The organism is Achromobacter sp. 01N37, assembly GCF_056399725.1.
The window spans coordinates 555339-581621 of the sequence record NZ_JBFTRX010000002.1; the positions used below are offsets into that span (position 1 = coordinate 555339).

29 protein-coding genes are annotated in these 26283 nt (G+C 63.9%); 21 read left to right on the forward strand and 8 right to left on the reverse strand.

Annotation, left to right across the window (positions count from 1 at the left end):
• Positions 1-76: 76 nt before the first annotated feature.
• The 9 genes from AC1DSJ_RS05720 to AC1DSJ_RS05760 all read left to right on the forward strand — a co-directional run bounded on the left by AC1DSJ_RS05720 (position 77) and on the right by AC1DSJ_RS05760 (position 7039).
• Positions 77-1051, forward strand: a complete 975-nt coding sequence (locus tag AC1DSJ_RS05720; protein WP_441371548.1) for a P-type ATPase actuator domain-containing protein — start codon at positions 77-79, stop codon at positions 1049-1051.
• A complete protein-coding gene (ccoS, locus tag AC1DSJ_RS05725; protein ID WP_082386961.1) occupies positions 1048-1209 on the forward strand; it encodes a cbb3-type cytochrome oxidase assembly protein CcoS in 162 nt (53 codons plus the stop codon). The genes AC1DSJ_RS05720 and ccoS overlap by 4 nt, the downstream gene beginning before the upstream one ends.
• A gap of 209 nt (positions 1210-1418) precedes the next feature.
• Positions 1419-2915: a cytochrome-c oxidase, cbb3-type subunit I gene (ccoN, locus tag AC1DSJ_RS05730; RefSeq protein ID WP_175171310.1), complete on the forward strand. Its 1497-nt coding sequence runs from the start codon at positions 1419-1421 to the stop codon at positions 2913-2915.
• Between the two features lie 12 nt (positions 2916-2927).
• Positions 2928-3737, forward strand: a complete 810-nt coding sequence (gene ccoO / locus AC1DSJ_RS05735; protein ID WP_441371549.1) for a cytochrome-c oxidase, cbb3-type subunit II — start codon at positions 2928-2930, stop codon at positions 3735-3737.
• Between the two features lie 2 nt (positions 3738-3739).
• Positions 3740-3916 carry a cbb3-type cytochrome oxidase subunit 3 gene (locus AC1DSJ_RS05740; protein ID WP_054422115.1) on the forward strand — a complete coding sequence of 59 codons (177 nt, stop codon included), beginning with the start codon at positions 3740-3742 and terminating at the stop codon, positions 3914-3916.
• Complete coding sequence (gene ccoP / locus AC1DSJ_RS05745; RefSeq protein ID WP_175171308.1) at positions 3913-4887, forward strand: cytochrome-c oxidase, cbb3-type subunit III; 975 nt, start codon at positions 3913-3915, stop codon at positions 4885-4887. Before AC1DSJ_RS05740 ends, ccoP begins: the two co-directional genes overlap by 4 nt.
• Before the next feature lie 154 nt (positions 4888-5041).
• On the forward strand, positions 5042-6532 hold the full coding sequence (ccoG, locus tag AC1DSJ_RS05750; RefSeq protein WP_342067686.1) for a cytochrome c oxidase accessory protein CcoG: 1491 nt from the start codon (positions 5042-5044) through the stop codon (positions 6530-6532).
• A 17-nt stretch (positions 6533-6549) separates the two neighbouring features.
• Positions 6550-6786: a FixH family protein gene (locus AC1DSJ_RS05755; RefSeq protein ID WP_427948966.1), complete on the forward strand. Its 237-nt coding sequence runs from the start codon at positions 6550-6552 to the stop codon at positions 6784-6786.
• Positions 6787-6802: 16 nt separating this feature from the next.
• Positions 6803-7039 carry a hypothetical protein gene (locus AC1DSJ_RS05760; protein ID WP_054422111.1) on the forward strand — a complete coding sequence of 79 codons (237 nt, stop codon included), beginning with the start codon at positions 6803-6805 and terminating at the stop codon, positions 7037-7039.
• A 108-nt stretch (positions 7040-7147) separates the two neighbouring features.
• On the opposite strand, the gene AC1DSJ_RS05765 is transcribed toward AC1DSJ_RS05760, so the two are convergent.
• The gene (locus AC1DSJ_RS05765) at positions 7148-7489 is read right to left on the reverse strand and encodes a zinc ribbon domain-containing protein YjdM (protein ID WP_054422110.1); all 342 of its coding nucleotides are present in this window, start codon (positions 7487-7489) and stop codon (positions 7148-7150) included.
• 86 nt (positions 7490-7575) lie between these two features.
• Entirely contained in the window at positions 7576-8505 is a 930-nt protein-coding gene (locus tag AC1DSJ_RS05770) for a LysR family transcriptional regulator (RefSeq protein ID WP_082386960.1), read from the reverse strand.
• A 122-nt stretch (positions 8506-8627) separates the two neighbouring features.
• Between AC1DSJ_RS05770 and AC1DSJ_RS05775 the strand changes: the two genes are divergently transcribed.
• The 6 genes from AC1DSJ_RS05775 (at position 8628) to AC1DSJ_RS05800 (ending at position 14602) form a co-directional block, all read left to right on the forward strand.
• The gene (locus tag AC1DSJ_RS05775) at positions 8628-9614 is read left to right on the forward strand and encodes a Bug family tripartite tricarboxylate transporter substrate binding protein (protein ID WP_476760276.1); all 987 of its coding nucleotides are present in this window, start codon (positions 8628-8630) and stop codon (positions 9612-9614) included.
• 7 nt (positions 9615-9621) lie between these two features.
• On the forward strand, positions 9622-10647 hold the full coding sequence (locus AC1DSJ_RS05780) for a 4-hydroxythreonine-4-phosphate dehydrogenase PdxA (RefSeq protein ID WP_427948969.1): 1026 nt from the start codon (positions 9622-9624) through the stop codon (positions 10645-10647).
• Positions 10648-10660: 13 nt separating this feature from the next.
• Positions 10661-11833 (forward strand): L-rhamnonate dehydratase, encoded by a 1173-nt coding sequence (locus tag AC1DSJ_RS05785; protein WP_054422107.1) that lies wholly within the window; start codon positions 10661-10663, stop codon positions 11831-11833.
• A 19-nt stretch (positions 11834-11852) separates the two neighbouring features.
• A complete protein-coding gene (locus AC1DSJ_RS05790; RefSeq protein WP_441371551.1) occupies positions 11853-12824 on the forward strand; it encodes a dihydrodipicolinate synthase family protein in 972 nt (323 codons plus the stop codon).
• Positions 12825-12920: 96 nt separating this feature from the next.
• Positions 12921-13844 (forward strand): ABC transporter ATP-binding protein, encoded by a 924-nt coding sequence (locus AC1DSJ_RS05795; protein WP_054422434.1) that lies wholly within the window; start codon positions 12921-12923, stop codon positions 13842-13844.
• Positions 13841-14602: an ABC transporter permease gene (locus AC1DSJ_RS05800; protein WP_006220442.1), complete on the forward strand. Its 762-nt coding sequence runs from the start codon at positions 13841-13843 to the stop codon at positions 14600-14602. Before AC1DSJ_RS05795 ends, AC1DSJ_RS05800 begins: the two co-directional genes overlap by 4 nt.
• Positions 14603-14665: 63 nt before the next feature.
• Here the strand turns inward: AC1DSJ_RS05800 and AC1DSJ_RS05805 are convergent, their stop codons facing one another.
• The 3 genes from AC1DSJ_RS05805 to AC1DSJ_RS05815 all read right to left on the reverse strand — a co-directional run bounded on the left by AC1DSJ_RS05805 (position 14666) and on the right by AC1DSJ_RS05815 (position 17147).
• Positions 14666-15364: a glutathione S-transferase family protein gene (locus AC1DSJ_RS05805; RefSeq protein ID WP_342067682.1), complete on the reverse strand. Its 699-nt coding sequence runs from the start codon at positions 15362-15364 to the stop codon at positions 14666-14668.
• 236 nt (positions 15365-15600) lie between these two features.
• Entirely contained in the window at positions 15601-15999 is a 399-nt protein-coding gene (locus tag AC1DSJ_RS05810) for a DUF4168 domain-containing protein (protein ID WP_054422105.1), read from the reverse strand.
• A 332-nt stretch (positions 16000-16331) separates the two neighbouring features.
• Positions 16332-17147 carry a sulfite exporter TauE/SafE family protein gene (locus AC1DSJ_RS05815; RefSeq protein WP_441371580.1) on the reverse strand — a complete coding sequence of 272 codons (816 nt, stop codon included), beginning with the start codon at positions 17145-17147 and terminating at the stop codon, positions 16332-16334.
• A 109-nt stretch (positions 17148-17256) separates the two neighbouring features.
• Here AC1DSJ_RS05815 and AC1DSJ_RS05820 point away from each other — a divergent pair, with 109 nt between their 5' ends.
• Complete coding sequence (locus AC1DSJ_RS05820) at positions 17257-18024, forward strand: AraC family transcriptional regulator (RefSeq protein WP_346550569.1); 768 nt, start codon at positions 17257-17259, stop codon at positions 18022-18024.
• Positions 18025-18050: 26 nt separating this feature from the next.
• On the opposite strand, the gene trhA is transcribed toward AC1DSJ_RS05820, so the two are convergent.
• A complete protein-coding gene (gene trhA, locus AC1DSJ_RS05825) occupies positions 18051-18695 on the reverse strand; it encodes a PAQR family membrane homeostasis protein TrhA (protein ID WP_054422432.1) in 645 nt (214 codons plus the stop codon).
• A 488-nt stretch (positions 18696-19183) separates the two neighbouring features.
• Between trhA and AC1DSJ_RS05830 the strand changes: the two genes are divergently transcribed.
• Both AC1DSJ_RS05830 and AC1DSJ_RS05835 read left to right on the forward strand, forming a co-directional pair.
• A complete protein-coding gene (locus AC1DSJ_RS05830) occupies positions 19184-20302 on the forward strand; it encodes an extracellular catalytic domain type 1 short-chain-length polyhydroxyalkanoate depolymerase (RefSeq protein ID WP_346550566.1) in 1119 nt (372 codons plus the stop codon).
• Positions 20303-20509: 207 nt separating this feature from the next.
• Positions 20510-21025, forward strand: a complete 516-nt coding sequence (locus tag AC1DSJ_RS05835; RefSeq protein ID WP_441371552.1) for a DUF1993 domain-containing protein — start codon at positions 20510-20512, stop codon at positions 21023-21025.
• 144 nt (positions 21026-21169) lie between these two features.
• Here AC1DSJ_RS05835 and AC1DSJ_RS05840 read toward each other — a convergent pair whose 3' ends face one another.
• Both AC1DSJ_RS05840 and AC1DSJ_RS05845 read right to left on the reverse strand, forming a co-directional pair.
• On the reverse strand, positions 21170-21667 hold the full coding sequence (locus AC1DSJ_RS05840; protein ID WP_054422100.1) for a VOC family protein: 498 nt from the start codon (positions 21665-21667) through the stop codon (positions 21170-21172).
• Between the two features lie 147 nt (positions 21668-21814).
• Positions 21815-22171: a DUF1428 domain-containing protein gene (locus AC1DSJ_RS05845; protein ID WP_175171300.1), complete on the reverse strand. Its 357-nt coding sequence runs from the start codon at positions 22169-22171 to the stop codon at positions 21815-21817.
• Between the two features lie 171 nt (positions 22172-22342).
• On the opposite strand from AC1DSJ_RS05845, the gene AC1DSJ_RS05850 reads away from it, so the two are divergent.
• From AC1DSJ_RS05850 to AC1DSJ_RS05860, 3 genes are all read left to right on the forward strand, one after another.
• Positions 22343-23317 (forward strand): GlxA family transcriptional regulator, encoded by a 975-nt coding sequence (locus AC1DSJ_RS05850; RefSeq protein WP_054422098.1) that lies wholly within the window; start codon positions 22343-22345, stop codon positions 23315-23317.
• A gap of 157 nt (positions 23318-23474) precedes the next feature.
• Complete coding sequence (locus AC1DSJ_RS05855) at positions 23475-24995, forward strand: FAD-binding oxidoreductase (protein ID WP_054422097.1); 1521 nt, start codon at positions 23475-23477, stop codon at positions 24993-24995.
• Between the two features lie 31 nt (positions 24996-25026).
• Positions 25027-26244: a lactonase family protein gene (locus tag AC1DSJ_RS05860; RefSeq protein ID WP_441371553.1), complete on the forward strand. Its 1218-nt coding sequence runs from the start codon at positions 25027-25029 to the stop codon at positions 26242-26244.
• Positions 26245-26283: the final 39 nt, after the last annotated feature.

The following is a 26283-nucleotide window of genomic DNA, read 5'->3' on the forward strand; positions in this document are numbered from 1 at the left end:
GGTTCATAGGCAAGCCATAAAAAGCGGCTTGATCCAGATCAAGGCGGGGGGCGGGGGCGCTCGTTACCATCGGCGCATGCGAGCAAAATCGATCTTCGCCGTCCCGGCCTGCCTGTCAGATACCGACCGCCAGCAGCGCCGCCATGCCCTGGTGCGCTTGTCGCTGGCCTGGCTGGCGATGATGCAGGTGATGATGTTCGCGTGGCCCGGCTACCTGCGCCACGACAGCATGCCCGCCGATGCGTTGGAAACGCTGGACTGGGCCATCGTGCTGATGAACTGGGCCAGCTTTGCGCTGACCATCCCCGTGGTGCTGTATTCAGCGTGGCCGATCTGGCGTCATGCTGGAGACAACCTGCGCCACGGGCGCGCCGGCATGGACGTGCCGGTGGCGCTGGGCATCGTCGCCGCGTTCATCCCCAGCGTTCATGCCACCTGGACGGGGCGCGGCGAAGTCTATTTTGATTCCGTCACGATGTTCGTGGCCTTTCTGTTGACCGCCCGCTACCTGGAACTGTGCGCCCGCCAATCGTTTGGCGGTGCGGCGGGCGGGCAGCGCCATCAACGCGTCGAGGCGCAGCGGCTGGACCTTGGCGCACGCGCTGATCGGCTGGCTTCACGCTTCGTCATGATCCAGGTGGCGCTGGCCTTGGCGGCCGCTGCCGGCTGGGCATACATCGACCCGGCGCACAGCATTCCGGTGATGGTTGCGCTGCTGGTCATGAGCTGCCCTTGCGCAATGTCGATGGCGGTGCCCACCGCGATGGCGTCCGCGCACTCCGCGCTGGCCGCACATCCCACGATGCCGGACGCCGCGCTAGACGAACTCTTGGAACAGGCGCGCCACAAGGCGCGGCAGAACCTGTATGGTTCGCTGATCTGGCACCTGCTCATGACGCCGCTTGCGCTGATGGGCTGGGTGCAGCCGTGGCTGGCCGCCATCACGATGCTGGTGTCGTCATTGGCCGTGGCCTATAACTCGTGGCGCTTGTGCCGCCGCGACTGGTCGGGCGCGATCGCTTCGCCCGCAGCGCTGGAAGCCGCGCCATGACCATCCTCTACCTGCTCTTGCCCTTGTCGCTGCTGTTTGTGCTGGTGATAGGCGTGTCGCTCTGGTGGGCCGTTTTCAATGGCCAGTACGACGACACCGACAGCGCCGGCACCGCCATCTTGCGCGACGACGACAGCGGCCCCGCCAGCCGCGGCTAAGCACGATTGTGTTCGGCCTGTTCGCTGCGCGCGGGCTGGCGCGGCATGCCCGAGCAACAACGGAATTTTCTTGAAAGCGGCCTTGGTTCGTTGCGCCCGCGCTGCGTTCCCGCGTGCGCCCTCTGGCGCTTGATCCATATCAACGCCGACTCCTGTGACGTGTCCCATCATTCAAGCCTGGAGCTATTTGTTACTTTAGGGGAAGGGTGATGAACGATTGCGCCGCAATCGCAAGCAAGGCCGATACCTTCAACTACAAGATCGTGAGGCAGTTCGCGCTCATGACGGTGGTGTGGGGCATTGTCGGCATGGCTGTGGGCGTTTTTATCGCCGCGCAGCTGATTTGGCCTCAGTTGAATTTCGACACCGCATGGCTCAGCTACGGCCGCCTGCGCCCGCTGCACACCAACGCGGTGATCTTCGCGTTCGGCGGCAGCGCGCTGTTCACGACGTCGTACTACGTCGTGCAACGCACCTGTCAGGCGCGGCTGTTCTCGGACAAGCTTGCCGCCTTCACGTTCTGGGGCTGGCAGGTCGTCATCGTCGCCGCCGCGATCACCTTGCCGATGGGGTTCACCAGCAGCAAGGAATACGCCGAACTCGAATGGCCCATCGACATCCTGATCACGCTGGTCTGGGTGGCCTATGCCATCGTGTTCTTCGGCACGATCATCAAGCGCCGGTCCAAACACATCTACGTGGCCAACTGGTTCTTCGGCTCGTACATCCTCACCATCGCCATTCTCCACATCTTCAACAACATCGAAATGCCGGTGTCGATGTGGAAGTCGTACTCGGCCTACGCCGGCGTGCAGGACGCGATGGTGCAGTGGTGGTATGGCCACAACGCGGTGGGCTTTTTCCTGACGACGAGCTTCCTGGGCATGATGTATTACTTCGTGCCCAAGCAGGCTGGCCGCCCGATCTATTCGTACCGCCTGTCCATCGTCCACTTCTGGGCGCTGGCCTTCACGTACATGTGGGCGGGTCCGCACCATCTGCTGTATACGTCGCTGCCTGACTGGACGCAATCGCTGGGCATGACGTTTTCGCTGATTCTGCTGGCGCCGTCGTGGGGCGGGATGATCAACGGCATCATGACGCTGCAAGGCGCCTGGTACAAGCTGCGCACCGACCCGATCCTGAAGTTCATGGTCACGGCGCTGTCGTTCTACGGCATGTCCACGTTCGAAGGGTCGATGATGTCGATCCGCACCGTCAACGCGCTGTCGCACTACACGGACTGGACCATCGGCCACGTGCACTCCGGCGCGCTGGGCTGGGTCGCGATGATCTCGTTTGGATCGCTCTACTACCTGATCCCGCGCCTGTATGGCCGCGAGAAGATGTACAGCGTGCGCGCCATCGAACTGCACTTCTGGATTGCGACCATCGGCGTGGTGCTGTACATCGCCGCCATGTGGATCGCCGGCGTGCAGCAGGGCCTGATGTGGCGCGACACCGCACCCGACGGCACCCTGGTCTACAGCTTCGTCGAAGAACTGAAGACGCGGGTTCCGTACTACCTGATCCGCTTGCTTGGTGGCACGTTGTTCCTGTCGGGGGTGTTCGTCATGGCCTGGAACGTGTGGAAGACGGTGCGCGGTGCGCAGCCGGTCAACCCCGCCATTCCGCTGGACGATCCCCATGCCGCTCGCCCGCCGGTCGCCGTCGTTGACGCGCCCGCCGTGCCGGCCACTGTTTGACGAGAGGACATCATGGCCAACAAGAAAACTGGCTTCTTTTCTCACCAGACGCTTGAGAAGAACATTGGCTGGATGATCATCGCGAGCATCCTGGTGGTGTCCTTTGCGGGCCTGGTCCAGATCGTTCCGCTGTTCTTCCAGCACAGCACGACCCAGCCGGTGGCGGGCGTTGAACCCTACAGCCCGCTGCGGCTGATGGGCCGCGACGTGTACATCCGCGAAGGCTGCGTCGGCTGCCACTCGCAGCAGGTGCGCGTGCTGGCTGCGGAGGTGCAGCGCTACGGGCCGTACTCGACGGCGGCGGAATCGGTCTTCGATCATCCGTTCCTGTGGGGTTCGAAGCGCACCGGCCCCGATCTGGCGCGCGTGGGCGAGCGTTACTCCGACGACTGGCACCGCATCCACTTGCGCGATCCGCGCAAGCTGGTGCCCGAGTCGAACATGCCTGCCTATCCGTGGCTGCAAAAGACGGTGATCACCGGCGAGAACGTGGCCGAGCGCATGCGTGCGCTGCGGATGCTGGGCGTGCCGTACACGGATCAGCAGATCGCCGACGCGCCCAAGGCCATTGAAGGCAAGACGGAAGAGGACGCGCTGGTCGAGTACCTGCAAAGCTTGGGCGTCGGTGTGCGCAAGGCCAAGCAGGCTGCAGAAGCCAAGCAGGATGCGGAAGCCAAAAAGGCAGAGGAGGCCAAAAAGGCAGAAGACGCCAAGAAAGCTGAAGACGCCAAGCAGGCCGCTGACACCGCCGCACCGGCCGCGACGGCGCCGGCCGCGCAGTCCGCCTTGCAACCTGCCGCGCAAGCGGCCATGGGAGGCTGATCATGCTGGGTTACTTGAGCGCAATCGTTACCGCCATTTCGATGGCGACCTTTTTCGGCATTGTCTGGTGGGCCTGCTCACGCGGGCGCCAGAGCGCCAACCGCGAATCGGCCATGCTGCCGTTCGCCCTGCCCGATGAGTTCGGCCAGGCACAACAAGATGGAGCGAATCGGTCATGAGCGATTTCGTTAATGGCTTCTGGGGATATTTCATCTCGGTCGTCGCCGTGGGCGGCGTGGTCTGGTGCCTGTGGCTGCTGTACACGCAGCGCCGCTGGCTGGGCGCCAAGCCCGCCAGCGGCCAGGTCGAAGACACCGGCCACGTCTGGGACGGCGACCTGACCGAGCTCAACAACCCGGTCCCCACCTGGTGGACATGGATGTACTTGCTGGCGTGCTTGTTCGCGCTGGGCTACCTGTTCTTCATGCCGGGCCTGGGTTCGTACAAGGGCCAGCTGGGCTACAGCAGCACCGAAGAAGTGGCGCAGCATCAGGCCAAGATGGCCGAGGCCGTGCGCCCGATCTACGCGCGCTTTGAAACCATGACGGTGCCGCAGATTGCGCAGGACCCGGGCGCCCGTGAAATCGGCCAGCGCCTGTTTCTGAACAACTGCGCGCAATGCCACGGCTCTGACGCCAAGGGCGGCCCCAGCTTTCCGAACCTGACGGATGGCGACTGGCTGCACGGCGGCACGCCGGAAATCATCATGGAGACCATCAAGAAGGGCCGCCATGGCGTGATGCCGCCCTGGAAGGCCGCCATCGACGCCAAGATGGCCGGCGACATCGCGCAGTACGTGCGATCGTTGTCCGGGCTGACGGCGGACCCGGTGCGCGTGTTCCGCGGCAAGCGCGAATTCGGCAACTTCTGCGTGGCCTGTCACGGTGTGGATGGCAAGGGCAACCAGCTGGTGGGCGCGCCCAACCTGACCGATGACGTCTGGCTGTATGGCAGTTCCGAAGCATCGATCGTCAAGACCATTCTGGATGGCCGCGACAACCGCATGCCGGCGCAGGAACATGTGCTGAATCCTGAGCAGATCAAGGTGCTGACGGCCTGGGTCTGGGGCTTGTCGAACAAGCCGGAAGGCGGCGCGCAAGCGGCGGTGGTGGATACGGCCGCGGCCAGCACGGCGGCAGTGGCCAAGTAACACGGCTCGCAGGACTGCCACGCGGCCAGCAGGGCATTACGCAGCCGGCAGGGCATTACGCAGCCGGCAAGGCAGTAACGCAGTCAGCAGGACTTAAGTGGGAGGACGCCTTGCGCGCCTCCCACATCATCGGACTTACAGGACGGAGCAGCATATGGAAGATGGGTCAACCGCAAGCGTCGGCACGCCGCCTGGCGGCGACCCGCCGCCCTGGCGCCCGCATACGCGCCCGCCACGCCCCGGGGCCGAAACCCTGGAGCAGACACTGGCCGGGGTGCGCAGCAAGATCTATCCGCGATCCGTCAGTGGCAATTTCGCCCGCTGGCGCATCGCGTTCGTGTTTATCACCCAGCTGATTTTTTACGGGCTTCCGTGGCTGCAATGGAACGGCCGGCAGGCCGTGCTGTTCGACCTGGGGGCGCGCAAGTTCTATTTGTTTGGCCTGGTGTTGTGGCCGCAAGACGTGGTGTACCTGGCCGTGCTGCTGGTGATATCCGCGCTGGCGCTGTTCCTGTTCACCGCGGTGGCGGGGCGCTTGTTCTGCGGCTATGCCTGTCCGCAAACGGTCTACACCGAAATCTTCATGTGGATCGAGCGCAAGGTTGAAGGCGACCGCATTGCGCGCATCCGCCTGGACGAAGCGCCGTGGACGCTGCGCAAGGCGCGCCTGAAAGTCACCAAGCATGTGCTGTGGATTGCGCTGGCATGGTGGACGGGCTCGACCTTCATCGGCTATTTCGCGCCCATCCGTGAACTGGGCCATGAACTCTTCACGCTGCAACTGGGGCCGTGGCAATGGTTCTGGATGCTGTTCTATGGCTTTGCCACGTGGGGCAACGCGGGCTTCATGCGCGAATCCGTGTGCAAGTACATGTGCCCCTACGCGCGATTCCAAAGCGTGATGGTGGACCCGGACACCTTCGTCGTCACCTACGACAAGCGCCGGGGTGATCCCCGCGGCGGCCGTTCGCGCAAGGTGGACCACAAGGCCGCCGGCATGGGCGATTGCGTGGATTGCAGCCTGTGCGTGCAAGTCTGCCCCACCGGCATCGATATCCGCGAAGGCCTGCAATACATGTGCATCGGCTGCGGCGCCTGTATCGACGCTTGCGAACAGGTCATGGACAAGATGCAGTACGAGCCCGGCCTGATCCGCTACACGTCAGACCGCGCCATGCTCGACGGCTTGAGCACGCAAAGCGCGCGCTCGCATCTGCTGCGTCCGCGCGTGCTGATCTACGGCACCCTGATCCTGATTCTGGCCGTGGCGTTCGTGGCGTCGCTGGCGATGCGCAACCCGCTGCGGGTTGACGTCATTCGTGACCGTGGTGCGCTGGGCCGTGAAGTGGCGGGCGGGCAGATCGAAAACGTCTACCGCTTGCAGATCATCAACACGTCAGACACTCCGATGCGGCTGCGCCTGTCGGCCGACGGCATGCCTGGGCTGGCGGTGATGGCTGGCCGCCAAGGCTCGGACACCGTCGAAGTGGAGGCCGCCTCCAACAAGCTGGTGCCGATGGTGATTCGCGCGCCGGCAGGCGCTGAGCCCGGTGCGCACTCCATCACGCTGCGCGCGCGCGGCCACGACGGCGAAAACCGGTCCATCGAGACCGACGAAGCCGCCAGTTTTTACGTCCCTGATTAAGCCTGAAGGACACTCCCATGACCCTCGCCCAAACCGCACCGACGCCCAAACCCTGGTACCAGGAGCCCTGGCCCTGGATTCTGATGGCGGGCCCTGCCGCCGCCATGATTGGCTGCTTCATCACGATCTACTTCGCGTACAGCAACTTCACCCACGAGCCAATTCAGGAAGGCGTGGTCAAGCGTGGCCTGGTGATCGAGCAGGCCGCACCCAAGGCGAGCGAGGGCGCGCGCGCCGCGCAAGCCAACCCGTAAAGCAGGGAGAGCACAGATGGGCCTGCGTTCATTGATGTGGATTCTGTGGCCGTCGTTCCTGGCGGCCGCGATGGGCAGCGCGTTGATATTCGCGCTGATCGACCCCTTGGATGTGGCGATCTTCGGGCATGTGCCCACGGGGCGCGTGGGCTTTTACACCGTGTCGTTTTTCGTGCTGTGGGTGATGGCGGGGCTGTCCAGCACGCTGACGGCGTACTTGATGCCCAAGCAGGAAGAAGACGAAGACGTGTGATTGCGGTGTGGCCCGCGCTTGCCCGGTTTTCATGCCGGGCAAGTTGCGCAACTTGCACACGTGGCCCAAGGCAAGCGGGGCAGCACCGGCAAAGCGGGCCGCGCCGCCTCAGACCTTTTTGACGAATTCCGACTTCAGGCTCATTTGTCCGAAGCCGTCGATCTTGCAGTCGATGTCGTGGTCGCTATCCACCAGGCGGATGCTTTTGACCTTCGTGCCCATCTTCACCACGCCGCCCGAGCCCTTGAGCTTCAAGTCTTTGATGACGGTGACGGTGTCGCCGTCTTGCAGCACGTTGCCGGCCGAGTCGCGGTAGACGCGGGCATCGTCGTCGGCGGGCGCGGCGTCTTGGGCCGACCATTCATGCGCGCATTCCGGGCAGACATACGTGCTGCCATCTTCGTAGGTGAATTCAGATTGGCACTTCGGACAGGCGGGCAGAGCACTCACGGATAGACCTCAAGGTAACAACGCAAAAAGCGCAATCGGCGATTGTACTGCGCCAGGCAGGCAAAAATGCGCCGAACGCGCATTTATCATCGCTTATCTTCATGCAGCAAGTCGACAAAATGCTGTCCGGCTGCGGTAAGCGGGCGGTCGCGCGAAACGATGCTGCCAAATGCGGTCAGCGACTGCTGAATTTGATACGGCAGGATGGCCAGCAGGCCATGGCGCGCATAGCGGCTGGCGACGGATTCCGGAATCACGCCCAGCATCTGTGACTTCATCGCCAGGTTGGTCGTCGTGAGGATGGACGCGGATTCAATCAGCCCCGGCGGCAGGGCAATGCTGTGCGACCGGAACTCCTGTTCGATCACGTCCCGCATGGGGCTGCCCTGCGGTTGCAGAATCCAGGAGTAGTCCTGCATGGCTTCGAAGCTCACGCGCTTCTGGCCAGCCAGCGGGTGATCCACCGCCGCGATCACGGACAGCGCTTCGTCGCCGATCGGGCGGAACACGTAGTTGCGGTCGGACGCGGTCAGCATGCGCCCAATCACCACATCCAGCTTGCCCTCGTTCAGTTGCGCGATCAGCAGATCGCTGGTGCCGGTGGAAATTTCCACGGCCAGCAGCGGATAAGTTTGCTTTAACCGCAAAAGCGCGTCGGTCAGATGGCCGGGCGACGCCGCCATGATGCTGCCAATGAACAGCTTGCCTGCGCTGCCCAGCCGCAGCTCGTCCAGTTCTCGCGCCAGCGATGACACCGTGCCGCGCATGCCGCGGAAATAGCCCATGACGCAATCGCCGGCTGGCGTCAGCGCCAGCCCGCGGCCCACGCGTTCAAACAGCGGCTGGCCCAGCGCCAGCTCAAGCTCGTGCAGCATTTTGCTGGCGGCCGATTGGGTCATGTTCAGCTGGGTGGCGGCCGCGCGCAGCGTGCCGCGTTCGTCAATGGCCAGCAGCAGCACGATCTGCCGCATGCGCAAGCGTGACAACAGCGCGGGGACGTTCAGGGTGCGTTCCATGATTGATCGCCTGTGGTGAACGGTTGGTGCAAAAGTTTCATTTTACGGAAACGAACCGAATCCCTAAGATGAACCCATAAGAAATGCCCGTCAGTGGCAAAGAAAACCCCAAGGAGACAACCATGAAGATCCGCGTATTGGCCGCGATGGCGGCGGGCGCCCTGTGCCTGTCGGCAATGGCGTCGGCTCCAGCCGCCGCCCAAACCCCAGCTGCCGGCTGGCCCACGAAACCTTTGCGTCTGTTGGTGGGTTCGGCGCCTGGCGGCGGCACGGATGCCATGGCGCGCGCCGTGGCCGACCGGCTGGGGCCGATGCTGAAACAGACCGTGGTCGTCGAGAACAAGCCCGGCGCGTCGAACACGCTGGCGGCTGATCTGGCCGCGAAGTCTGCCGACAACCACACGATGGTGATGGGCGTGTCTACCGCGCACGCCATCGCGCCGCATCTGCTGAAGCTGGGCTACGACAACGACCGCGACCTGACCCCCGTGGTGTTCGTGGGCGCGGTGCCCAACATCCTGGTCGTGAACAACCAGGTGCCCGCCAAGACCGTGCAGGAATTGATCGCGCTGTTAAAGAGCAAGCCGGGCGAATACAACTTCGCCAGCAGCGGCTCGGGCAGCACGCAACACATCGCGGCCGAACTGTTCAAGGACGCCACCGGCGTGCAGATGACGCACATCCCGTATCGCGGCAGCGGCCCCGCCATGGTCGACCTGATGGGCGGGCAGGTGCAGATCGCCTTCGAGACCGCGTCGTCGGTCAYCCCCCACATCAAGAGCGGCAAGGTGCGCGCGCTGGCCGTGCTGAGCACACGCCGCAATGCGCAGTTGCCCGACGTGCCGACGATGGCCGAAGCCGGCGTGCCTGGCGTGGAAATGAGCGCCTGGTACGGCATCTACATGCCCAGCGCCACGCCTGCCGACATCCAGAAACGCATTCATGACGACGTCAACCAGATCCTGGCGCTGCCCGAAACGCAGACGCGCTTGCTGGCGATTGGCGCCGACATCACCCCGATGAGCCAGGAACAGTTTGCGCAGTTCCACAAGAGCGAGAACCAGCGCTACGCCGGCATCATCAAGAAGAACAACATTTCCGTGGAATGACACCAGCATGACGCCGCAGCAACTCCCCGTAATTGCCCTGACCTTGGGCGACCCCGCCGGCATCGGCGCCGAACTGATCGCCCGCCTGCTGGCGCGCCCCGACGCCTGCGAGCACGCCAACATCGTGCTGGTGGGCGATGCGTGGCTCTGGAAAGCAGGCCAGCGCGTGGCGGGCGTGACCGTCGCGACCCAAGCGGTGGATAGCCTGGACGCCGTGCGCCACCGCGCAGATACCCATCTGCCCGCCTGGCTGAAAATGGACACGGTGCAGCCCGATCAGGTCACCGTGGGCCAGGCGCAGGCGCCCGGCGGCGCATCGGTGCTGCGCGTGCTGAACGCCTGCATGGACGCCGCGCGCGACGGCCATGTCGACGCGATCTGTTTCGCGCCGCTGAACAAGTACGCCATGAAGCAGGGCGGCTTGAAGCACGACGACGAGCTGCACCACTTTGCGCAGTACCTGGGCGTCACCGGCTATTTCTGTGAATTCAATACCTTGGGCGATCTGTGGACGTCTCGCGTGTCGTCGCACATTCCACTGAAGGACGCGGCGGCCGCGCTCAGCATCGACGGCATCAAGGCGGCCACAAGGCTGATCTACCGGTCATTGCAAGCCAACGGCATCGACGCGCCCCGCGTGGCGGTGGCGGCGTTCAACCCGCATGGCGGCGACGGCGGTACGTGCGGCCGCGAAGAGGTCGACATCATCGCGCCCGCCGTGCGCGAGCTGAATGCTGAAGGCTTGGCGGTTCAAGGCCCGTTCCCGGCCGACACGATTTTTCTGAAGGCGCAGGCCGGCGAGTTCCAGGCGATTGTCACCATGTATCACGACCAGGGGCAGATCGCCATCAAGCTGCTGGGCTTTTCGCGCGGTGTGACCGTGCAGGGCGGCCTGCCCATTCCCATCACCACGCCCGCGCACGGCACGGCGTACGACATCGCGGGCCAGGGCCGCGCGAATGTGGACGCCACGTGGCAAGCCTTTCTGATCGCCTGCCGCATGGGCCGGTCGCATCGTTCCCTTTCCCAATAAGGTTGGATTCCCCATGAAGATCAAATCCGTCCGCGCCCGCGTTTTCGAATGGACCGGCAAGACCGTGCCGCCGCAAGGCAATTTTTGCTCCAACGCCATGGACCTGCTGTATTCCAAGCAGGAAACGATGAGCACCTTCCGCTTTCACGGCTGGACGGTGGTGGAAGTGGAAACAGACGACGGCATCGTGGGCCTGGGCAATGTGGCGCTGGCCCCGCGCGTGGCCAAGGCCATCATCGACCAATACCTGGCGCCGCTGGTGGTGGGCCAAGACCCCTGGGACTACGAATACCTGTGGCAGCGCATGTACCGCGCCACCCACGCCTGGGGCCGCAAAGGCGTGACGATGGCGGCGATTTCGGGCGTGGACCTGGCCATCTGGGACATCTTGGGCAAGTCCGTGAACAAGCCCGTCTTCAAGCTGCTGGGCGGGCGCACGAAGGAAAAGATTCCGGTCTATTACTCCAAGCTCTACCGCACGGACTTAAAGGCCATGCAGGACGAGGCGCAGACGTATCTGGACCAGGGCTTCACCGCGTTCAAGATGCGCTTTGGCTACGGGCCGGCGCATTTGCAAAAGGGCGTGTCAGAAAACTTGAAGTCGGTGGAAGCGGTGCGCGAAGTCATCGGCTACGACACGGACCTGATGCTGGAATGCTATATGGGCTGGAATCTGGAATACGCCAAACGCATTCTGCCCAAGCTGGAAAAATTCGAACCGCGATGGCTTGAAGAACCCGTCATCGCTGACGATATCGACGGCTATGCCGAATTGAATCAACTGACGTCGATTCCAATTTCGGGCGGCGAGCACGAGTTTTCTTTGTATGGGTTCAAACAGCTGCTGGACCGCAAGGCCGTGTCCGTCGTGCAGTACGACACCAACCGCGTGGGCGGCATCACGGCCGCGCACAAGATCAACGCGCTGTGCGAGGCCTATAGCGTGCCGGTCATTCCGCACGCGGGGCAGATGCACAACTACCATCTGACGATGAGCACGCTGGCCTCACCCATGAGCGAGTACTTCCCGATGTTTGACGTGGAAGTGGGCAACGAGCTGTTCTACTACATCTTCGACGGTGAGCCCGTCGCCAAGGAAGGCTTTATCGACCTGGACGACAACAAGCCGGGCCTGGGCCTGACCTTGAAGACCGAGTACCTGAACGATTTCAACATCATCGAATAGGCCCGCCATGACGACGCCGATGACCTCGACCCCGACCCCGACCCCGATCTCGACCACGACCTCGACGACCACCCCCACGCCGCGCTACCGGGGTATTTTCCCGGTGGTGCCCACGCCGTTCACCGAGTCAGGCGAGCTGGATCTGCCCAGCCAGAAGCGCGCGGTGGACTTCATGATTGACTCGGGCGTGGACGGGCTGTGCATTCTGGCCAACTTCTCCGAGCAGTTCGTGCTGTCGGACGACGAACGTGAAGTGCTGACGCGCGCCATTCTGGAACACGTGGCGGGCCGCGTGCCGGTGATTGTGACGACCACGCACTTCAGCACCCGCGTGTGCGCCGCGCGCAGCCGGCGCGCGCAGGACCAGGGCGCGGCCATGCTGATGATCATGCCGCCGTATCACGGCGCCACCATCCGCGTGCCGGAAGCGCAGGTCGAAGCCTTTTTCCAGCAGGTGTCGGACGCGGTCGATATTCCCATCATGATCCAGGACGCGCCGGTGGCGGGCACGCCGCTGTCCGCCGCGCTGCTGGCGAAAATGGCGCGTGAGATCGAACAGGTGTCGTATTTCAAGATTGAGACGGCGGGCGCGGCGTCCAAGCTGCGTGACCTGATTGCGCTGGGCGGCGCGGCGGTGGAAGGGCCGTGGGACGGCGAAGAGGCCATTACCCTGCTGCCGGACCTGGATGCAGGCGCCACGGGCTCGATGACGGGGGGCGGCTTTGCCGACGGCATCCGCCCCATCATCCAGGCGCACCGGGCGGGCCAGCGCGACGAGGCCTACCGCCTGTACGAGCGCTGGCTGCCGCTGATCAACTACGAGAACCGCCAGGGCGGCATCCTGACGGCCAAGGCCTTGATGCAGGCGGGCGGGGTGATCGCGTGCGACGCGCCCCGCCATCCGTTCCCCACCATGCGCGACGAAGTCCGCCAGGGCCTGTTGGAAACCGCCCGCCGGCTGGACCCGCTGGTGCTGCGCTGGGGCCGGTAATTCCCGAATCGCGAACACAGCGTTCCGCCACGCCGACCAAGCGGCCCCCGTCGTGGCGGGTAAAATCCCTGACTATCGATCAAGTTGGGGGCGCGTGTGCAGCCTGTCATTTCAGTTCAGGGTTTATCTAAACGGTATGCCTCGGGATTCCAGGCGCTGAAAAGCGTCAACCTGGAAATTCAACGCGGTGAGATCTTCGCCTTGCTCGGGCCGAACGGCGCGGGCAAGACGACGCTGATCAGCATCATCTGCGGCATCGTCAACCCCAGCGACGGCCGGGTGCTGGCCGATGGCCACGACATCGTGTCGGACTTTCGGGCCGCGCGGTCCAAGATCGGCCTGGTGCCGCAAGAGATTTCCACCGACGCCTTTGAAAGCGTCTGGAACACGGTGACGTTCAGCCGTGGCTTGTTCGGCAAACCGGCCAACCCCGCGTATATCGAAAAGGTGCTGCGCGACTTGTCGCTGTGGGACAAGAAAGACAGCCGCATCATGGCGCTGTCGGGCGGCATGAAGCGCCGCGTGATGATCGCCAAGGCGTTGTCCCACGAGCCGGCCATTCTGTTTCTGGACGAACCCACCGCAGGCGTGGACGTCGAATTGCGGCGCGGCATGTGGGAAATGGTGCGGCGCCTGCGCGAGAGCGGCGTCACCATCATCCTGACGACGCACTACATCGAAGAAGCCCAGGAAATGGCCGACCGTATCGGCGTGATCCGCAAAGGCGAGATCATTCTGGTCGAAGAAAAAGACGCGCTGATGGCCAAGCTGGGCAAGCGCCAGCTGAGCCTGACGCTGACCGCGCCGCTGCCGGGCATTCCCACCGCGCTTGACGCCTATCAGCTGGACTTGTCGGCCGACGGCTACAAGCTGGTCTACACCTACGACAACCAGGGCGGCGGCCAGATTTCCCAGCTGCTGCACGACCTTAGCCGGCTCCAGATTGAATTCACCGACTTGAATTCATCGGAAAGCTCGCTTGAGGATATTTTTGTCAGCCTGGTACACGGTCAATCATGAACTTCTACGCCATCCGCGCTATCTATCTGTTTGAAATGGCCCGCGCCTGGCGCACGCTGATGCAAAGCGTGTTGTCGCCCGTCATTTCCACGTCGCTGTACTTCGTGGTGTTCGGTTCGGCCATCGGCTCGCACATGGTCGAGATCGACGGCGTGAGCTACGGCGCGTTCATTGTGCCGGGCATGATCATGCTGTCGCTGTTGACGCAGAGCATCGCCAATGCGTCGTTCGGCATCTACATGCCAAGATTCTCGGGCACCATCTACGAAATCCATTCCGCGCCGATTTCCTACGTGGAGATCGTCATGGGCTATGTGGGCGCGGCCGCCAGCAAGTCCATCATTTTGGGGCTGATCATGCTGGCGACAGCGCGGCTGTTCGTGTCGTTCGAGATCGCGCACCCGATCTGGATGCTGGGTTTCTTGGTGCTGACCGCCGTCACGTTCAGCCTTTTCGGCTTCATCATCGGCGTGTGGGCCGATGGCTTTGAGAAGCTGCAAATCATTCCGCTGATGATCATCACGCCGCTGACCTTTCTGGGCGGCACCTTCTATTCCATCAAGATGCTGCCGCCGTTCTGGCAGACCGCCACGTTGTTCAACCCGGTGGTCTATCTGGTCAGCGGTTTCCGGTGGGCGTTCTACGGCGTGTCGGACGTGAGCGTCGGGGTCAGCGTGGGCATGACGCTCGTGTTCCTGCTGGCATGCTTGATCGGCGTGCGCTGGATCTTCAAGACGGGTTATCGCCTGAAGACCTGAGTGCGCTGATTGATCGGGTTGATCTGTTCATCCTGATTGCGCTGATTGATCGGGTTGACCTGTTCATGCGGCCGCGGTGGGCGCGCGGCGCGCAAGGCCGTCAAAGGCATCCAGCAGCCTCTCGCGCCACGCGTACACCGGGTCGTCTTCCGCCAGCAGTTCCAGGGGGCTCGTGCAGCGCGCCCACATGAACATGCCAAACACCGCGTAGTCGGCATAGGCGTGCTGGCTGCCCGACAGGTACGGCTGCTTGCCCAGCAGGTGACGCAGCGGCAACAGGGCGGCGCGCAACGCGGCGACCTGGTCGGCGTAACCCGCGGGCAGGTCTTCCAGCTTGCCAAAGCGCTTCTCGCGCGAGGCGCGGAAGTAGTCCTGATCTTTCTCGTGGATCAGGCCATGGATGGCGGGCAGCAGCAGGCGCGCCAGCACCGGCACCAGCGTGGTGTCAGCCCAGCTGTTCGCAAACAGGCTCACCGCGCGTCCGCCCGCGCCGCCAAACAGCGACGGGCGTTCTGGGAACGTGTCTTCCAGATAGCAGGCAATCTGCCAGGAATCGCTGACGACATGCGTGTCATGCACCAGCACCGGCACGAGCTTCTGCCCGGAAAAATCAATCGCTTCCTTTTCAGTGAAGCGCCACGGCACCGTCTTGGCGGACAGCCCCTTGTGGGCCAAGGCCATATGCGTCTTCCAGCAATGCGGGCTGAAGCGTAGGGACGCATCCGCGCCCGCCAAGTCGTACAGGGTAAGGTCCGGGGTCAAGATACCGCGCTCCTTGAAGATGTCTTCGGGGTGAGAACCGCAGCCAGCATACTGCGATCACGCCACGCACGAACAGGCGGCGCGGGCAATAAAATTGCGATCACGCCACGCGCGAACAGGCGGCACGGGCAATAAAAATTGTGATCACGCTGCGCACGAACGGACGGCGCGGGCAATAAAAAGCGCCACGTACCCCAGGGGCGCGTGGCGCAGGCCGGACAATCCCCGGTCCAGCCTTACTGCTTGGGCGCGCCCTGGCTCAAGTTCATTACCCGCTGCTTCAATTGCGGGTTCTGCTGCACGGCCTGGCCGATGCCATTGAATTCTTCGACGGTCAGCCCATCGGCACGCACCAACTGCACCATCTTGGCGTCCGCTTCCTGGACCACCTTTTGCTTGGCGTCGTCCGTTTTCGCGGCGTCGACCTTGGGACGGTACTCGTCAACCACGCCCGACACCTTCTGCGATGCCGAGGCAAAGCGCTGCAACTGCTGGTCGGTGGGCTGGGCGATGGCGGGGGCCATCTGCGGTTGAGCCGCCGGCGGCTGGCTGGCGTTCTGCGCCAGGGCGGGAGCACCGGACAACGCCGTCGTCAACATGGCGGCGGATAGGAATGCGTAAGTGGAACGCTGCATGAAACCTCCTTGTTCCGGTTAAGAGTCCGACCATGATGACGACGTGACCGGCCGCGGGACAAGTTTCGCGATGTGTTTTCCTGTGTCGGCACGCCACGATATGGGGTGGCCGCTGTGGGAGGGCGGCCCCCGGGGGCGGTGCGGAAACGTTTTGCGCGGTTTCGTAGTCGCTGCTGGCCGCGATGTTTCCTTAGGTGTGTGGGCAAGGCCGAAGAATCGTGCGTGGCGCGCCGAAATCAGCCGCCGGCTTGTCTCAGCGGCGCGCTCAGATCAGCAGTGCGCTCAGCAGCAGCGCACTCAGCTCAGCATCGCGCTCAACGCAGTCACCCCGCTTAAATCAGCAGCATGCTCAGCATCACCAGCGCCAGTAGCAGGATGTAGACCCGCGCATGCAAGCGGTCGGGAATGCGCGGGATCAGCGGCGCGCCCAGGCGGATGCCGATCAGCGACCCCAGCGCCAGTGCGGCGAACGCCAGCAGATCCACATAGCCCACGATCCAGGGCGCGAGCGCGGCGGGCAGGCTGCGCGCGGCCGCCATGTAGGCCACGGTGCCCACCAGCGCGACGGGCAGCGTCAACGGGTTGGCCATGGCGGCGGCCTTGGCCATCGGCAAGCCACGCCGCCGCAACAGGGGCACGGTCATCACGCTGCCGCCCACGCCCAGAAACGTGGCGATGGTGCCGATGACCACGCCGCCACCCACCACCACGCCCTGGCCCAGCGGCCGGGGTGTTTGTGCGGCGTGCTGCGCCATGAAGCCCTGGCGCAGCACGCAGTCCAGAATCGTCACGCCCAGATAGACGATGAACGCCACGCGCACCAGATCGCCGCTAGCGCGCGTGGCGGCCCATGCGCCCAGCAAGGCGCCCACGGCGATAAAGCCCGCCAGCGGCCATACATAGGCGCGCAGGATATTGCCCGCGCGTTGGTGCTTGCGCGTGGCGGCAATGGAATTGACGATCATCACGCAGGTGGAGGTGGCCACCGCGATGTGCATGGCCGATTGGCCGATGGCGTCGTTCGCGCCATGCGTGGCCGTCAACACGCCGTACAGCACGGGCACCACCACAAAGCCGCCGCCAAAGCCAAACAGCACGGTGGTAATGCCGCTTGCGCAGCCAAATATTGCCAAGATCACATACAGCATGCCGTTCGTCCGGTTGCGGAAAAAGATGACGATACGGTGGCGCGGCGTGGCCTGCTTTCGAGGATTGGACAATAATGTTTGCGTTTCGGCCAACGCGTCATCGCCTGCCATGCGCAACACGCATATCGATCACTACGATTTCCTGGACCGCGCGGTCGTCGCCATCGGCAACGACTACGCGCCGGGCACGCTGCTGCCTGCGCACGCGCACAGGCGCGCGCAACTGCTGTATGGCGCAACCGGCGTCATGCAGGTGACCACGCGCGATGGCAACTGGGTGGTGCCGCCGCAACGCGCCGTGTGGATACCGGCAGGGGTCACGCATCAGGTGCGCATGCTGGACGTCAGCACGCGCAGCGCGTACCTGGAACCGGGGTCGGCGCGCGCGCAGCGCACCGCGTGTGAAGTGATTGAGGTGTCGCCGCTATTGCGGCAACTATTGCTGGACGCGGTGGATATGCCCGCCGACTACGAGCTGGCGGGCCGCGACGGCGCGCTGGCCGCGCTGCTGGTGCACGAAGTGGACCGGGCTTCCGTGTTGCCGTTGCACATCCCGGTGCCGCGCGACAAGCGGCTGGCGGCCTTGTGCCGCGCCTTCATCGCCGCGCCCGATGCCCGTCAGCCCCCGCAAGGGTGGGCCGACCGCCTGCACATGAGCCCGCGCACGTTCAGCCGCCATTTCCACGCGCACACGGGCATGTCGTTTTCGGAATGGCGTCAGCGCGCGTGCGTGGTGCTGGCGCTGGCGCGGCTGGCGGCAGGCGAAGCCGTGACCGCCATTGCGCTGGACTTCGGCTACCAAAGCCCGGCGGCATTCTCAACGATGTTCCGCCGGGTGCTGGGCCGCTCGCCGACTGAGTTTCTGCGCCAGGGTTAGGGCAGGGGCGCGCTACGCGGCGGACCCTATGCGGCGTACCAGAGCACCGCGAAGAAGTGGCATACCGTGCCCGCCAGCACGAACAGATGCCAGATGAAATGGCTGTAGCGCCAGCGGTTGTCGAACACGAAGAACACCACGCCGCCCGTATACGCCAGGCCGCCCGCAACCAGCCACCACAGTCCGCCCGTGGGCACGCGTTCGATCAGCGGGTTCACCGCAATGACGACGATCCACCCCATCGCCAGATACAGCCCGGTGGAAATCGCGGGCCGGTTCAGGCGCTTGCTCGCCTTCAGCCCCACGCCCAAGAGCGCCAGCCCCCACACCAGACCAAACAACGTCCAACCCCAAGGGCCGCGCAACGCACCCAAGGCAAACGGCGTATAGGTGCCGGCGATCAGCAGATAGATGGCCGAGTGGTCCAGCACATTGAAGATCTGTTTGGCGCGGCACCGCGGCAGCGCGTGATAGATGGTGGACGCCAGATACAGCAGGCACATCGACACCGCAAAGACCGCCGCGCCTGCGATGAACGCGGCGTCGCCCTGACGCACGGCGGCAATCATGAGGATGGGGGCAGAGGCGACGGCGGCGGCCGCGCCTACGCCATGGCTGATGGTGTTGGCGATTTCTTCGCCCAGAGTCTGGGGTCTGTCGTTGGGGAACATGAATGCGTCTTGTTGATGCGAAGTGTCCACCTTAGGCGCTTTGCGGCGTGTGCTCAAGTGCGCGGCGCCTCTCGTTGCCTGCGATGCGGGGCCCGTTTGATGTAGGGCAAGCAAGGCGGCGTTGATCACTGTTTGATGGGCGGCGCGAAAGTTACTGTGTGATACATTTCACGCACAAAATGATCCGCCCCAAGAGGCGGTGCAGACGTTCTTTTTTCTGGGCTCGCACACGCGGCAGCGCACGAGCCCGTCCGCAAACAGATCTCCAAGGGGAGGCACCATGATTCCGGCAATTGGCTTAATGGTAGGGGCTTACATCATCACACGCATGACAGAGATGTTGACGCGTCCCGACTCCAGTAAAGTGCTCAGGGTATTGTCAATACTCACCATCGCCGTCGCGTTGATGTCCTGTCTGCAATTGCTGACGGGCGGTCCCGGCCCGGCCCCGAGGTTCTAAGAGAAGGTTTACTGGCCGAGGCCTCGCAATGGCACGCAGTTTTACCAGTCTGTTTTTCAAAGCCGCCAAGAAATTAAGCAAGCTCCAGCGCGCCGCGTTACGCATGGCGTCGCCCAAGCCCGCCCGCAAGCGCCCTGCGGCGCGCAAGTCGACGGCCAAGCCAGCGGCGGGCGGCACGTCATCTGCCAGCGCCGCGTCCGCCAGCACCCCGTCACGCACGCCCGCGGTCTCATCGCTGGGCGGCGGGCGCTGGGAAGCCTCGCGGCAGTTCTCCGATGGGGCAGGGCGGCAGTTGGCTTTTGCACGCTACACCCCGCTTGCCGCGGCCAAGACCGGCCTGCCGGTGGTGGTGATGCTGCACGGCTGCCGGCAGACGTCACTGTCCTTTGCGCGTGGCACGCGCATGAATCAATGGGCGGATGCCGGCGGCTTCATGGTGCTGTATCCGCAACAGTCCATGACGCGCCAGGTGCAGCGTTGTTGGCGATGGTTTCAGCCCGATGACCAGCATGGCGGGGGCGAGGCCGATCTGATCGCGGCGTTGATCCGGTCCGAAGTCGCGCGCCATGGGCTGGACCCCGAACGCGTCTATGTCGCCGGAATGTCGGCGGGGGCGGGCATGGCGGCGCTTGTCGCCTTGCGGCATCCGTCGCTGGTTGCTGCGGTGGCCATGCATTCCGGCCCGGTCGTGGGCGATGCGCACACCGCCGCCAACGGCATCAGCACGATGCGGCGCGGGTCGGTGAAACCGTTGTTGCCCATTCTGGAAGGCGTGTCGGACCCCGCCGTTTTCCAATTGGGCATGCCTGCGCTGATCCTGCAAGGTCAGCTGGACCCGGCGGTAGCGCCGCGCAATGCCAAGCAATTGTTCGAACAATTCCGCGCCTTGAATGATCTGCGTCCGGAAGACGTGCCGATGGAACGCGTGCTGGGCCTGGGCACCGAAAAGGCGTACCGTCGGCTGGACATGATGCGCGGACGCAAGACCGTATTGCGGCTATGCGAAATCACGCGGCTGGAACATGCGTGGAGCGGCGGCGATGCCTCGGTGAAATACCATGCGGGCGGCGGGCCGGATGCGTCGGCGCTGGTCTGGCGGTTCTTTCAAAGCCTGCGGCGCACCGGGGCCGGGAAGATCGCGCCGTAGGGCGTGAGGGTTCGTCATTCGCGGCGATTGTTCGTCTTTTGAGAATGCTGATGTCGACGGGCACGGGCGGGATTCGGCAGGGCGCGGCAGTAAGATCTGCGCATCCCCGATCCCCCTGATTCCCGTGACCCCCCTGACCCGTAAACCGCCCGAGTGGGCGCCGTTCAGGCCGGCCCCTAGCGTGGGCCAACTTTGGAAATTATCGCCATGACTCTTTCTGTCTATCAGGCCTCTGTGCCTGTCTTCATCCGCGGCATGACCGTGCTGGCCTCGTTGCTGGAAAAAGCAGCGGCCCACGCCGACGCTGCGGGGCTCGATCCGTCTGAACTCGTCAACGCGCGGCTCGCGCCCGACATGTATCCCTTGTCCGGCCAGATCCAGCGCGCCAGCGACGCCGCCAAATTTGCCGTTCAGCGCTTGTCCCAAGGGCAGGCGCCCAAGTTTCCGGATGAGGAAACGACGTTTGCGCAATTGCAGCAGCGCATCGCCGACACCATCGCCTATCTGCAAACGGTGACGCCCGAGCAAGTCGAAGGCGCGGAATCCCGCAAGATCGTCGTGAACTTCGGCGACTTCAAACCCGAGTTCCAGGGCGATACGTATCTGCTGACGTTCGCGCTGCCCAACTTCTATTTCCACGTGACGACCGCGTATGCGATCTTGCGCAATGCGGGAGTCAAAATCGGCAAGCTGGATTTCCTGGGACCGTACACGCCTCAATAGCGTCCACGCAGGCTGGTCCATGCTGGCCGGTCCAAGCAGCCAGGTCCAAGCAGCCAGGTCCAAGCAGCCAGGTCCAAGCAGCCAGGTCCAAGCAGCCAGGTCCATGCCGGCCGGGACGGCGTCGTGCCGGCCCGGGCGCAGGACTTATTTTTTAGCCGCGTCGCCGCAACCGCTCATCTCACCCATCTTCGCCATGTTCTGCTGGATTTCTTCGGGCGAATAATCGAACTTGTGCGTGGCGATCGACCAGCGGTGACCGCAAGGGTCGATCACCTGGCCATAGCGGTCGCCCCAGAACATGTCGGCAACGGGCATTGCAACGGTGGCGCCCGCATCCGTGGCCTGCTTCATGGCGGCGTCCACGTCTTTGACGTACAGGTGCAGCGTCACGGGCGAACCCTTCAGCGCCTTCGGACCCAGGCTGCCCCATTCGGGAAAGTCATCCATCAGCATCACCACGGAATCGCCGATGCGGATGGCCGCGTGCATGATCTTGCCGTTGGGGCCGGGCAGGCGTGCCAGCTCTTCGGCATTGAACGCCTTCTTGTAGAAAGCGATCGCGTCCGACGCGCCTTCGCACACGATGTGCGCGGTGACGGTGTGCATGCCTTCGGGAATGGGTTGCGTTGCAGGGGTAGCCATGATGCGTCTCCAAATACGTTGAATGAGCGGTGGGGGACGGACCGGCCTGCCGCAATGCAATGCAGTGCGATGCGATGTGGGGGCGAGTCCTCCTGCTACTACGACGAACGGGGAGTGCCAATATCGACACGCCGCCCGTTTTATTTTTTACTTGGCGACCAAGGTGCTGAATCCGCCCCAATGCATCCGCTTGAAATCGAACACGCCTTCGCAGGCCATATCGTTCAAGCGGGGGTCGGCCATCACTTTCTCGTTGATGCGGTCGCGTTCAGCCTTGTTCTCGTAAAGAATCCAGGCGAACACCACCGTTTCTCCGTCCTGCGCGCCAGCCGCCTTCGAGAACGACGCAAACCCTTCCTTGTCGATGTCGTCGGCCACGCATTCGCGGTAATCCAGCGCCCCATGTTCCAGCCACACCACCTTGGCCTTGTTGGCCATGTCGACGTAGGTAGACAAGTTCGCTTTCGGCACGGCAAGCAGGTAACCATCTATGTACTTTTCCATCTGCCACTCCTTTGATCCCTGTTGTTCTACAGGCGCCGGCCACGCCCGCTGGCCAGGGCCGATGCCTGCCCGGCCTGACAGCCGGTAGATGCCACTGTATCGGGATTGACGACGGTTTCAGATAGGGATTTGCGACATTCTTGCGGGTGGATTGCGACACCTCTCAGGCGTATGCTTATCGGCATGAAAAACGTCGCCTTTCTTTTGCCGACGGGTGCGAATATCGCCTCGTTGGAAACTGCGCGCCACGGTTTCCTGGTGGCCAACGAATACCTTGCCGCGCGTGGCCGCCCGCCCCAATTCACGGTGCGCACGCTGGCGCTCACGCGTGAAGTCAGCCTGGATGACGGGCGCATCCGGGTGCAGGCCGATATGGTGCTGGCCGATGCGCCAGACGTTGATATCTGCATTGCGCCGCCCTTGCTGGGCGCGGTGTCCGACGCCGTGTTGTCCAACCGCGAACTCATCGATTGGTTGGCCCGCCATCACCGCAACGGCGGCGAAGTGGCCAGCCTGTGCATGGGCGCTGCGTTGTTGGCGGCGGGCGGCGTGCTGGATGGCCAACAGGCCGTCGTGCATTGGGTGGCGCAGAACCTTTACGCCAGCCTGTTCCCCAACGTGCAGTGGACGAGCGACCGCGTCGTCATGGCCGAAAACGGCGTCTACACCAGCGGCGGCGCCTTCTCCGCCGCGCATCTGGTCTTGCACCTGATCGAAAAATACACCGACCGCGACACCGCCATCTGGTGCGCCAAGTATTTTCAGCTGGACTGGAGCCGGCAAAGCCAATTGCCGTTCGCCGTGTTCATGGGCCAGAAGGCCCACGCTGACGACGTCGTGCGCGCGGTGCAGACGTATATCGAAGGGCGCTATACAGAAAAAATCACGGTGGAAGATCTGGCCGATCGTCACGCGCTGGGCCGCCGCACATTGGAACGCCGCTTTCGTCAGGCCACCGGCAACAGCATCGTCGAGTACGTGCAGCGCGTGCGCGTGGAAGCGGCCAAGAAGTGCTTGGAGAGTTCGCGCAAAAGCGTGGCCGAAGTCATGTATGAGGTCGGCTACAACGACACCAAAGCGTTTCGCGACATCTTCAACAAGTATTGCGGCATGTCGCCCGTGGGATATCGCGAGCGGTATCAGTAGACGCCGCAAGGGGACGGGCGGTGCGGCGATCGTCGATGCGTCGGCGGCCCAAACATCGGACGTCGAAAAATCGGACTCCTCTTACAGATCTTCGGCGGGCTCTCGGCCTATCCTTGACGCGTCGTGGCCAAGCATGCGGCCCGGGAGGCGAGTCAAGATGAGCATCAGCGTAATGCCGGGCGATCCCCGCTACACCACCCTTAAAAAAGGCTTCAACCTGCGGTGGCCGGCCCAGCCCGGCGAGGCCCCCTCCCGCATCGAACTCTGTGAAACCCCCGAAGAGGCGGCCGCTGCATTGGCCCGCATCGTCGCCGCAGGCATGCGCCCCACGGTGCGCAGCGGCGGCCATTGCTACGAAGACTTCGTCTCGAATAACCCGGGCGGCGCCATCCTGGACTTGAGCCTGCTTGACCGCGTGCCGCCATCGGCCGACGGGTTGCTACGCATTGCGGCCGGCTCACAAAACTGGAATGGCGATCAAGACTTGTACAAGCGCTACGGCGTGTCGTTGCCCGGCGGCTCCTGCTATTCGGTGGGGGCGGGCGGCCACATCAGTGGCGGGGGCTACGGCTTGTTGTCACGCCTGCAAGGGCTGGCGTCCGATTGGCTAAGCGCCGTCGACATCCTTACTGTGGACGCCAGCGGGCAAGTCGTGCCGCGCACGGTCAACGCCACGCACGATGCGGACTTGTTCCGCGCCTGCCGCGGCGCGGGCGGCGGAAACTTTGGCGTCATCACCAGCTATGGTTTCGCCACGCTGCCGCAAGCGCCGCGCGAAGTGGCCATCGCCACCGTTGCGTTCGACTGGGCGGGCATGACGCCCGCCCGCTTTGCGCAGTTGCTGGATATCTACGGCAGCTACTGGGACACGCGGGGCCGGGACGCCGACACCTGGGGCATGTTTTCATTGCTGAAGCTCACGCATCAAGCCGCCGGGCAGATCGTGATGATCGTGCAGTTCTGCAATCCAGATGGCACGTGCCGTAACTTGAGCGTGCTGCAAGACTTCCTCGACCGCTTTCGCCCATGTGCGCCCGTTGCCGCGCGTGCCACCACGCCGGGCCTGCCGCGTCCGCGCTTGGGCGGCGACTTGCTCTGTAGCGAACCCCACACGGTCATCCGCTACGACTGGCTCGCGGCCACGCAAACGCTGAACGGCTCGGGGCCGAACCAGCGCGGCAAATACAAGTCGGCCTATATGAAGGGCAACTTCACGGCGCACGAGTCCGCGCGCATTTACGCGCACCTGACGCGTGACGTGCCTGGCGCCGATCTGCGGCAGTCGCTGTTGCAGGTGGATTCGTATGGCGGCGCCATCAACCGGCCTGAACGCTTACGGGACACGGCCGTTCATCAGCGCGACTCCGTCATGAAGCTTCAGTATCAAACCTATTGGAACAACGCCGATCACGACGCCATGCACTTGCGCTGGATGGCGGATTTCTATCGCGACGTTTATACCGGCCCGGGGCTGGACGCGGCCTACGCAGGCACGCCGTATCCGGGCAGCCGCTATCAGGGTTGCTACATCAACTACCCCGACCGCGACATGCTGGCCTACCCGTTCTGGCCGCAGCTGTATTACGGCGACGGCGGGTTGTACCCCTTCCTGCAACAGGTCAAGCGCCGCTACGATCCCAACAATATCTTCCACCACGCGATGTCGGTGCGCCCATGATGGCGCGCGGCTTGCCTTGCCGGAACCTGTCATGAACTCCCTTTCGAGTGCGCCGCGCAGATCCTTCATTCAGTTCGCAGGCGGCTTATCGGCCGCAGGCGCGGTGGGGCCGTGGCTGTCGGCGATGGGCGCCACGGCATCTGCCGCGGACCCTGTCCGCTTTGCCTACGTGGGCACCTACACGCATGACGGGCCGGGCGGCACCGCCGGCGGGCCGCCTTCCGCAGGTATCCACGTCTTTGCATTGCGCGCGGACGAATGGCGCCTGGTTCAGGTCGTGCAAAGCGTCAATCCGTCGTTCCTTGCGGTCCATCCGTCACAACGATTTCTGTACGCCATCAATGAAATCGATCACTGGGAAGGCCTGCCCCGAGGCACCGCGGAAGCCTATGCCATCAACGAGAACGATGGCACGTTGCACCTGCTGAACCGGCAGCCGCTGTCGTTGGCCAGCACCGCGCCCGCACACTTGGCCGTATCGCCCGACGGCCGCCATCTGGTCACCGCGCAGTACCTGGGTGGCACCTACAACGTGTTGCCAATCCATCTCGACGGGTCGCTGGGTTCCGTCTCAGGCATCGTCAAGGAAACCGGTTCCGGCCCGCGCCTGGAACAGGAATCCGCGCATCCGCACATGGTGCTGTTCGACCCTACCGGCCAACGCGTGCTGGCCACCGACCTGGGCAGTGACCGCATCAATCTGTTCACCCTGGAAGAGGGCCGCATGGCGCTGGCCGGCCGCACGGCATTGCCGGCCGGCAGCGGGCCCCGTCACCTCGCGCTGCATCCTGGCGGCAAGCTGCTGTATGTCGTCAACGAGCTGGACGCCACGATCGCGTGCTTGGGATACGACGCCCGTGCAGGCCGCGTCCTGGAACCGCGCCACATCGTGCCGGCCACGCCCGCAGGCTTTACCGGCGCGGCCAATGCGGCGTCTCTGCTGATCCATCCGTCCGGCCGCTACCTCTATGCGTCCACGCGCCGCGTGCAGAACGACCACCCCCAGGCAGACAGCATCGCCGTCTTCGCCGTCGGCGCAGACGGCGCGCTGACCCGTGTGCAAACCTGGACCGAAGGGCTGCGCTTCCCGCGCGCGCTAAGCATGTCGCCAGACGGCGGCAGCGTGTATGCGCTAAACCAAAAGGGCGACTCGATTCTGCGCCTGCGCGTAGACGGTCCGAGCGGGCGCCTGGGAGACCCGGACGTGGTCGCCCAGGTGGCGACGCCGGTTTGTCTGGTGTTCGTGTAACGAGGGGGCAGGCGAGGGGGTGAAGGGCGAGGGGGCGAC

Excerpts from the sequence above, each read along its gene's own strand:
- AC1DSJ_RS05720 (WP_441371548.1), top strand. The coding sequence starts at position 77 with ATGCGAGCAAAATCGATCTTCGCCGTCCCGGCCTGCCTGTCAGATACC.
- ccoS (WP_082386961.1), top strand. The coding sequence starts at position 1,048 with ATGACCATCCTCTACCTGCTCTTGCCCTTGTCGCTGCTGTTTGTGCTG.
- ccoN (WP_175171310.1), top strand. The coding sequence starts at position 1,419 with ATGAACGATTGCGCCGCAATCGCAAGCAAGGCCGATACCTTCAACTAC.
- ccoO (WP_441371549.1), top strand. The coding sequence starts at position 2,928 with ATGGCCAACAAGAAAACTGGCTTCTTTTCTCACCAGACGCTTGAGAAG.
- AC1DSJ_RS05740 (WP_054422115.1), top strand. The coding sequence starts at position 3,740 with ATGCTGGGTTACTTGAGCGCAATCGTTACCGCCATTTCGATGGCGACC.
- ccoP (WP_175171308.1), top strand. The coding sequence starts at position 3,913 with ATGAGCGATTTCGTTAATGGCTTCTGGGGATATTTCATCTCGGTCGTC.
- ccoG (WP_342067686.1), top strand. The coding sequence starts at position 5,042 with ATGGAAGATGGGTCAACCGCAAGCGTCGGCACGCCGCCTGGCGGCGAC.
- AC1DSJ_RS05755 (WP_427948966.1), top strand. The coding sequence starts at position 6,550 with ATGACCCTCGCCCAAACCGCACCGACGCCCAAACCCTGGTACCAGGAG.
- AC1DSJ_RS05760 (WP_054422111.1), top strand. The coding sequence starts at position 6,803 with ATGGGCCTGCGTTCATTGATGTGGATTCTGTGGCCGTCGTTCCTGGCG.
- AC1DSJ_RS05770 (WP_082386960.1), bottom strand. The coding sequence starts at position 8,505 with ATGGAACGCACCCTGAACGTCCCCGCGCTGTTGTCACGCTTGCGCATG.
- AC1DSJ_RS05780 (WP_427948969.1), top strand. The coding sequence starts at position 9,622 with ATGACGCCGCAGCAACTCCCCGTAATTGCCCTGACCTTGGGCGACCCC.
- AC1DSJ_RS05785 (WP_054422107.1), top strand. The coding sequence starts at position 10,661 with ATGAAGATCAAATCCGTCCGCGCCCGCGTTTTCGAATGGACCGGCAAG.
- AC1DSJ_RS05790 (WP_441371551.1), top strand. The coding sequence starts at position 11,853 with ATGACCTCGACCCCGACCCCGACCCCGATCTCGACCACGACCTCGACG.
- AC1DSJ_RS05800 (WP_006220442.1), top strand. The coding sequence starts at position 13,841 with ATGAACTTCTACGCCATCCGCGCTATCTATCTGTTTGAAATGGCCCGC.
- AC1DSJ_RS05810 (WP_054422105.1), bottom strand. The coding sequence starts at position 15,999 with ATGCAGCGTTCCACTTACGCATTCCTATCCGCCGCCATGTTGACGACG.
- AC1DSJ_RS05815 (WP_441371580.1), bottom strand. The coding sequence starts at position 17,147 with ATGCTGTATGTGATCTTGGCAATATTTGGCTGCGCAAGCGGCATTACC.
- AC1DSJ_RS05820 (WP_346550569.1), top strand. The coding sequence starts at position 17,257 with ATGCGCAACACGCATATCGATCACTACGATTTCCTGGACCGCGCGGTC.
- trhA (WP_054422432.1), bottom strand. The coding sequence starts at position 18,695 with ATGTTCCCCAACGACAGACCCCAGACTCTGGGCGAAGAAATCGCCAAC.
- AC1DSJ_RS05830 (WP_346550566.1), top strand. The coding sequence starts at position 19,184 with ATGGCACGCAGTTTTACCAGTCTGTTTTTCAAAGCCGCCAAGAAATTA.
- AC1DSJ_RS05835 (WP_441371552.1), top strand. The coding sequence starts at position 20,510 with ATGACTCTTTCTGTCTATCAGGCCTCTGTGCCTGTCTTCATCCGCGGC.
- AC1DSJ_RS05840 (WP_054422100.1), bottom strand. The coding sequence starts at position 21,667 with ATGGCTACCCCTGCAACGCAACCCATTCCCGAAGGCATGCACACCGTC.
- AC1DSJ_RS05845 (WP_175171300.1), bottom strand. The coding sequence starts at position 22,171 with ATGGAAAAGTACATAGATGGTTACCTGCTTGCCGTGCCGAAAGCGAAC.
- AC1DSJ_RS05850 (WP_054422098.1), top strand. The coding sequence starts at position 22,343 with ATGCTTATCGGCATGAAAAACGTCGCCTTTCTTTTGCCGACGGGTGCG.
- AC1DSJ_RS05855 (WP_054422097.1), top strand. The coding sequence starts at position 23,475 with ATGAGCATCAGCGTAATGCCGGGCGATCCCCGCTACACCACCCTTAAA.
- AC1DSJ_RS05860 (WP_441371553.1), top strand. The coding sequence starts at position 25,027 with ATGAACTCCCTTTCGAGTGCGCCGCGCAGATCCTTCATTCAGTTCGCA.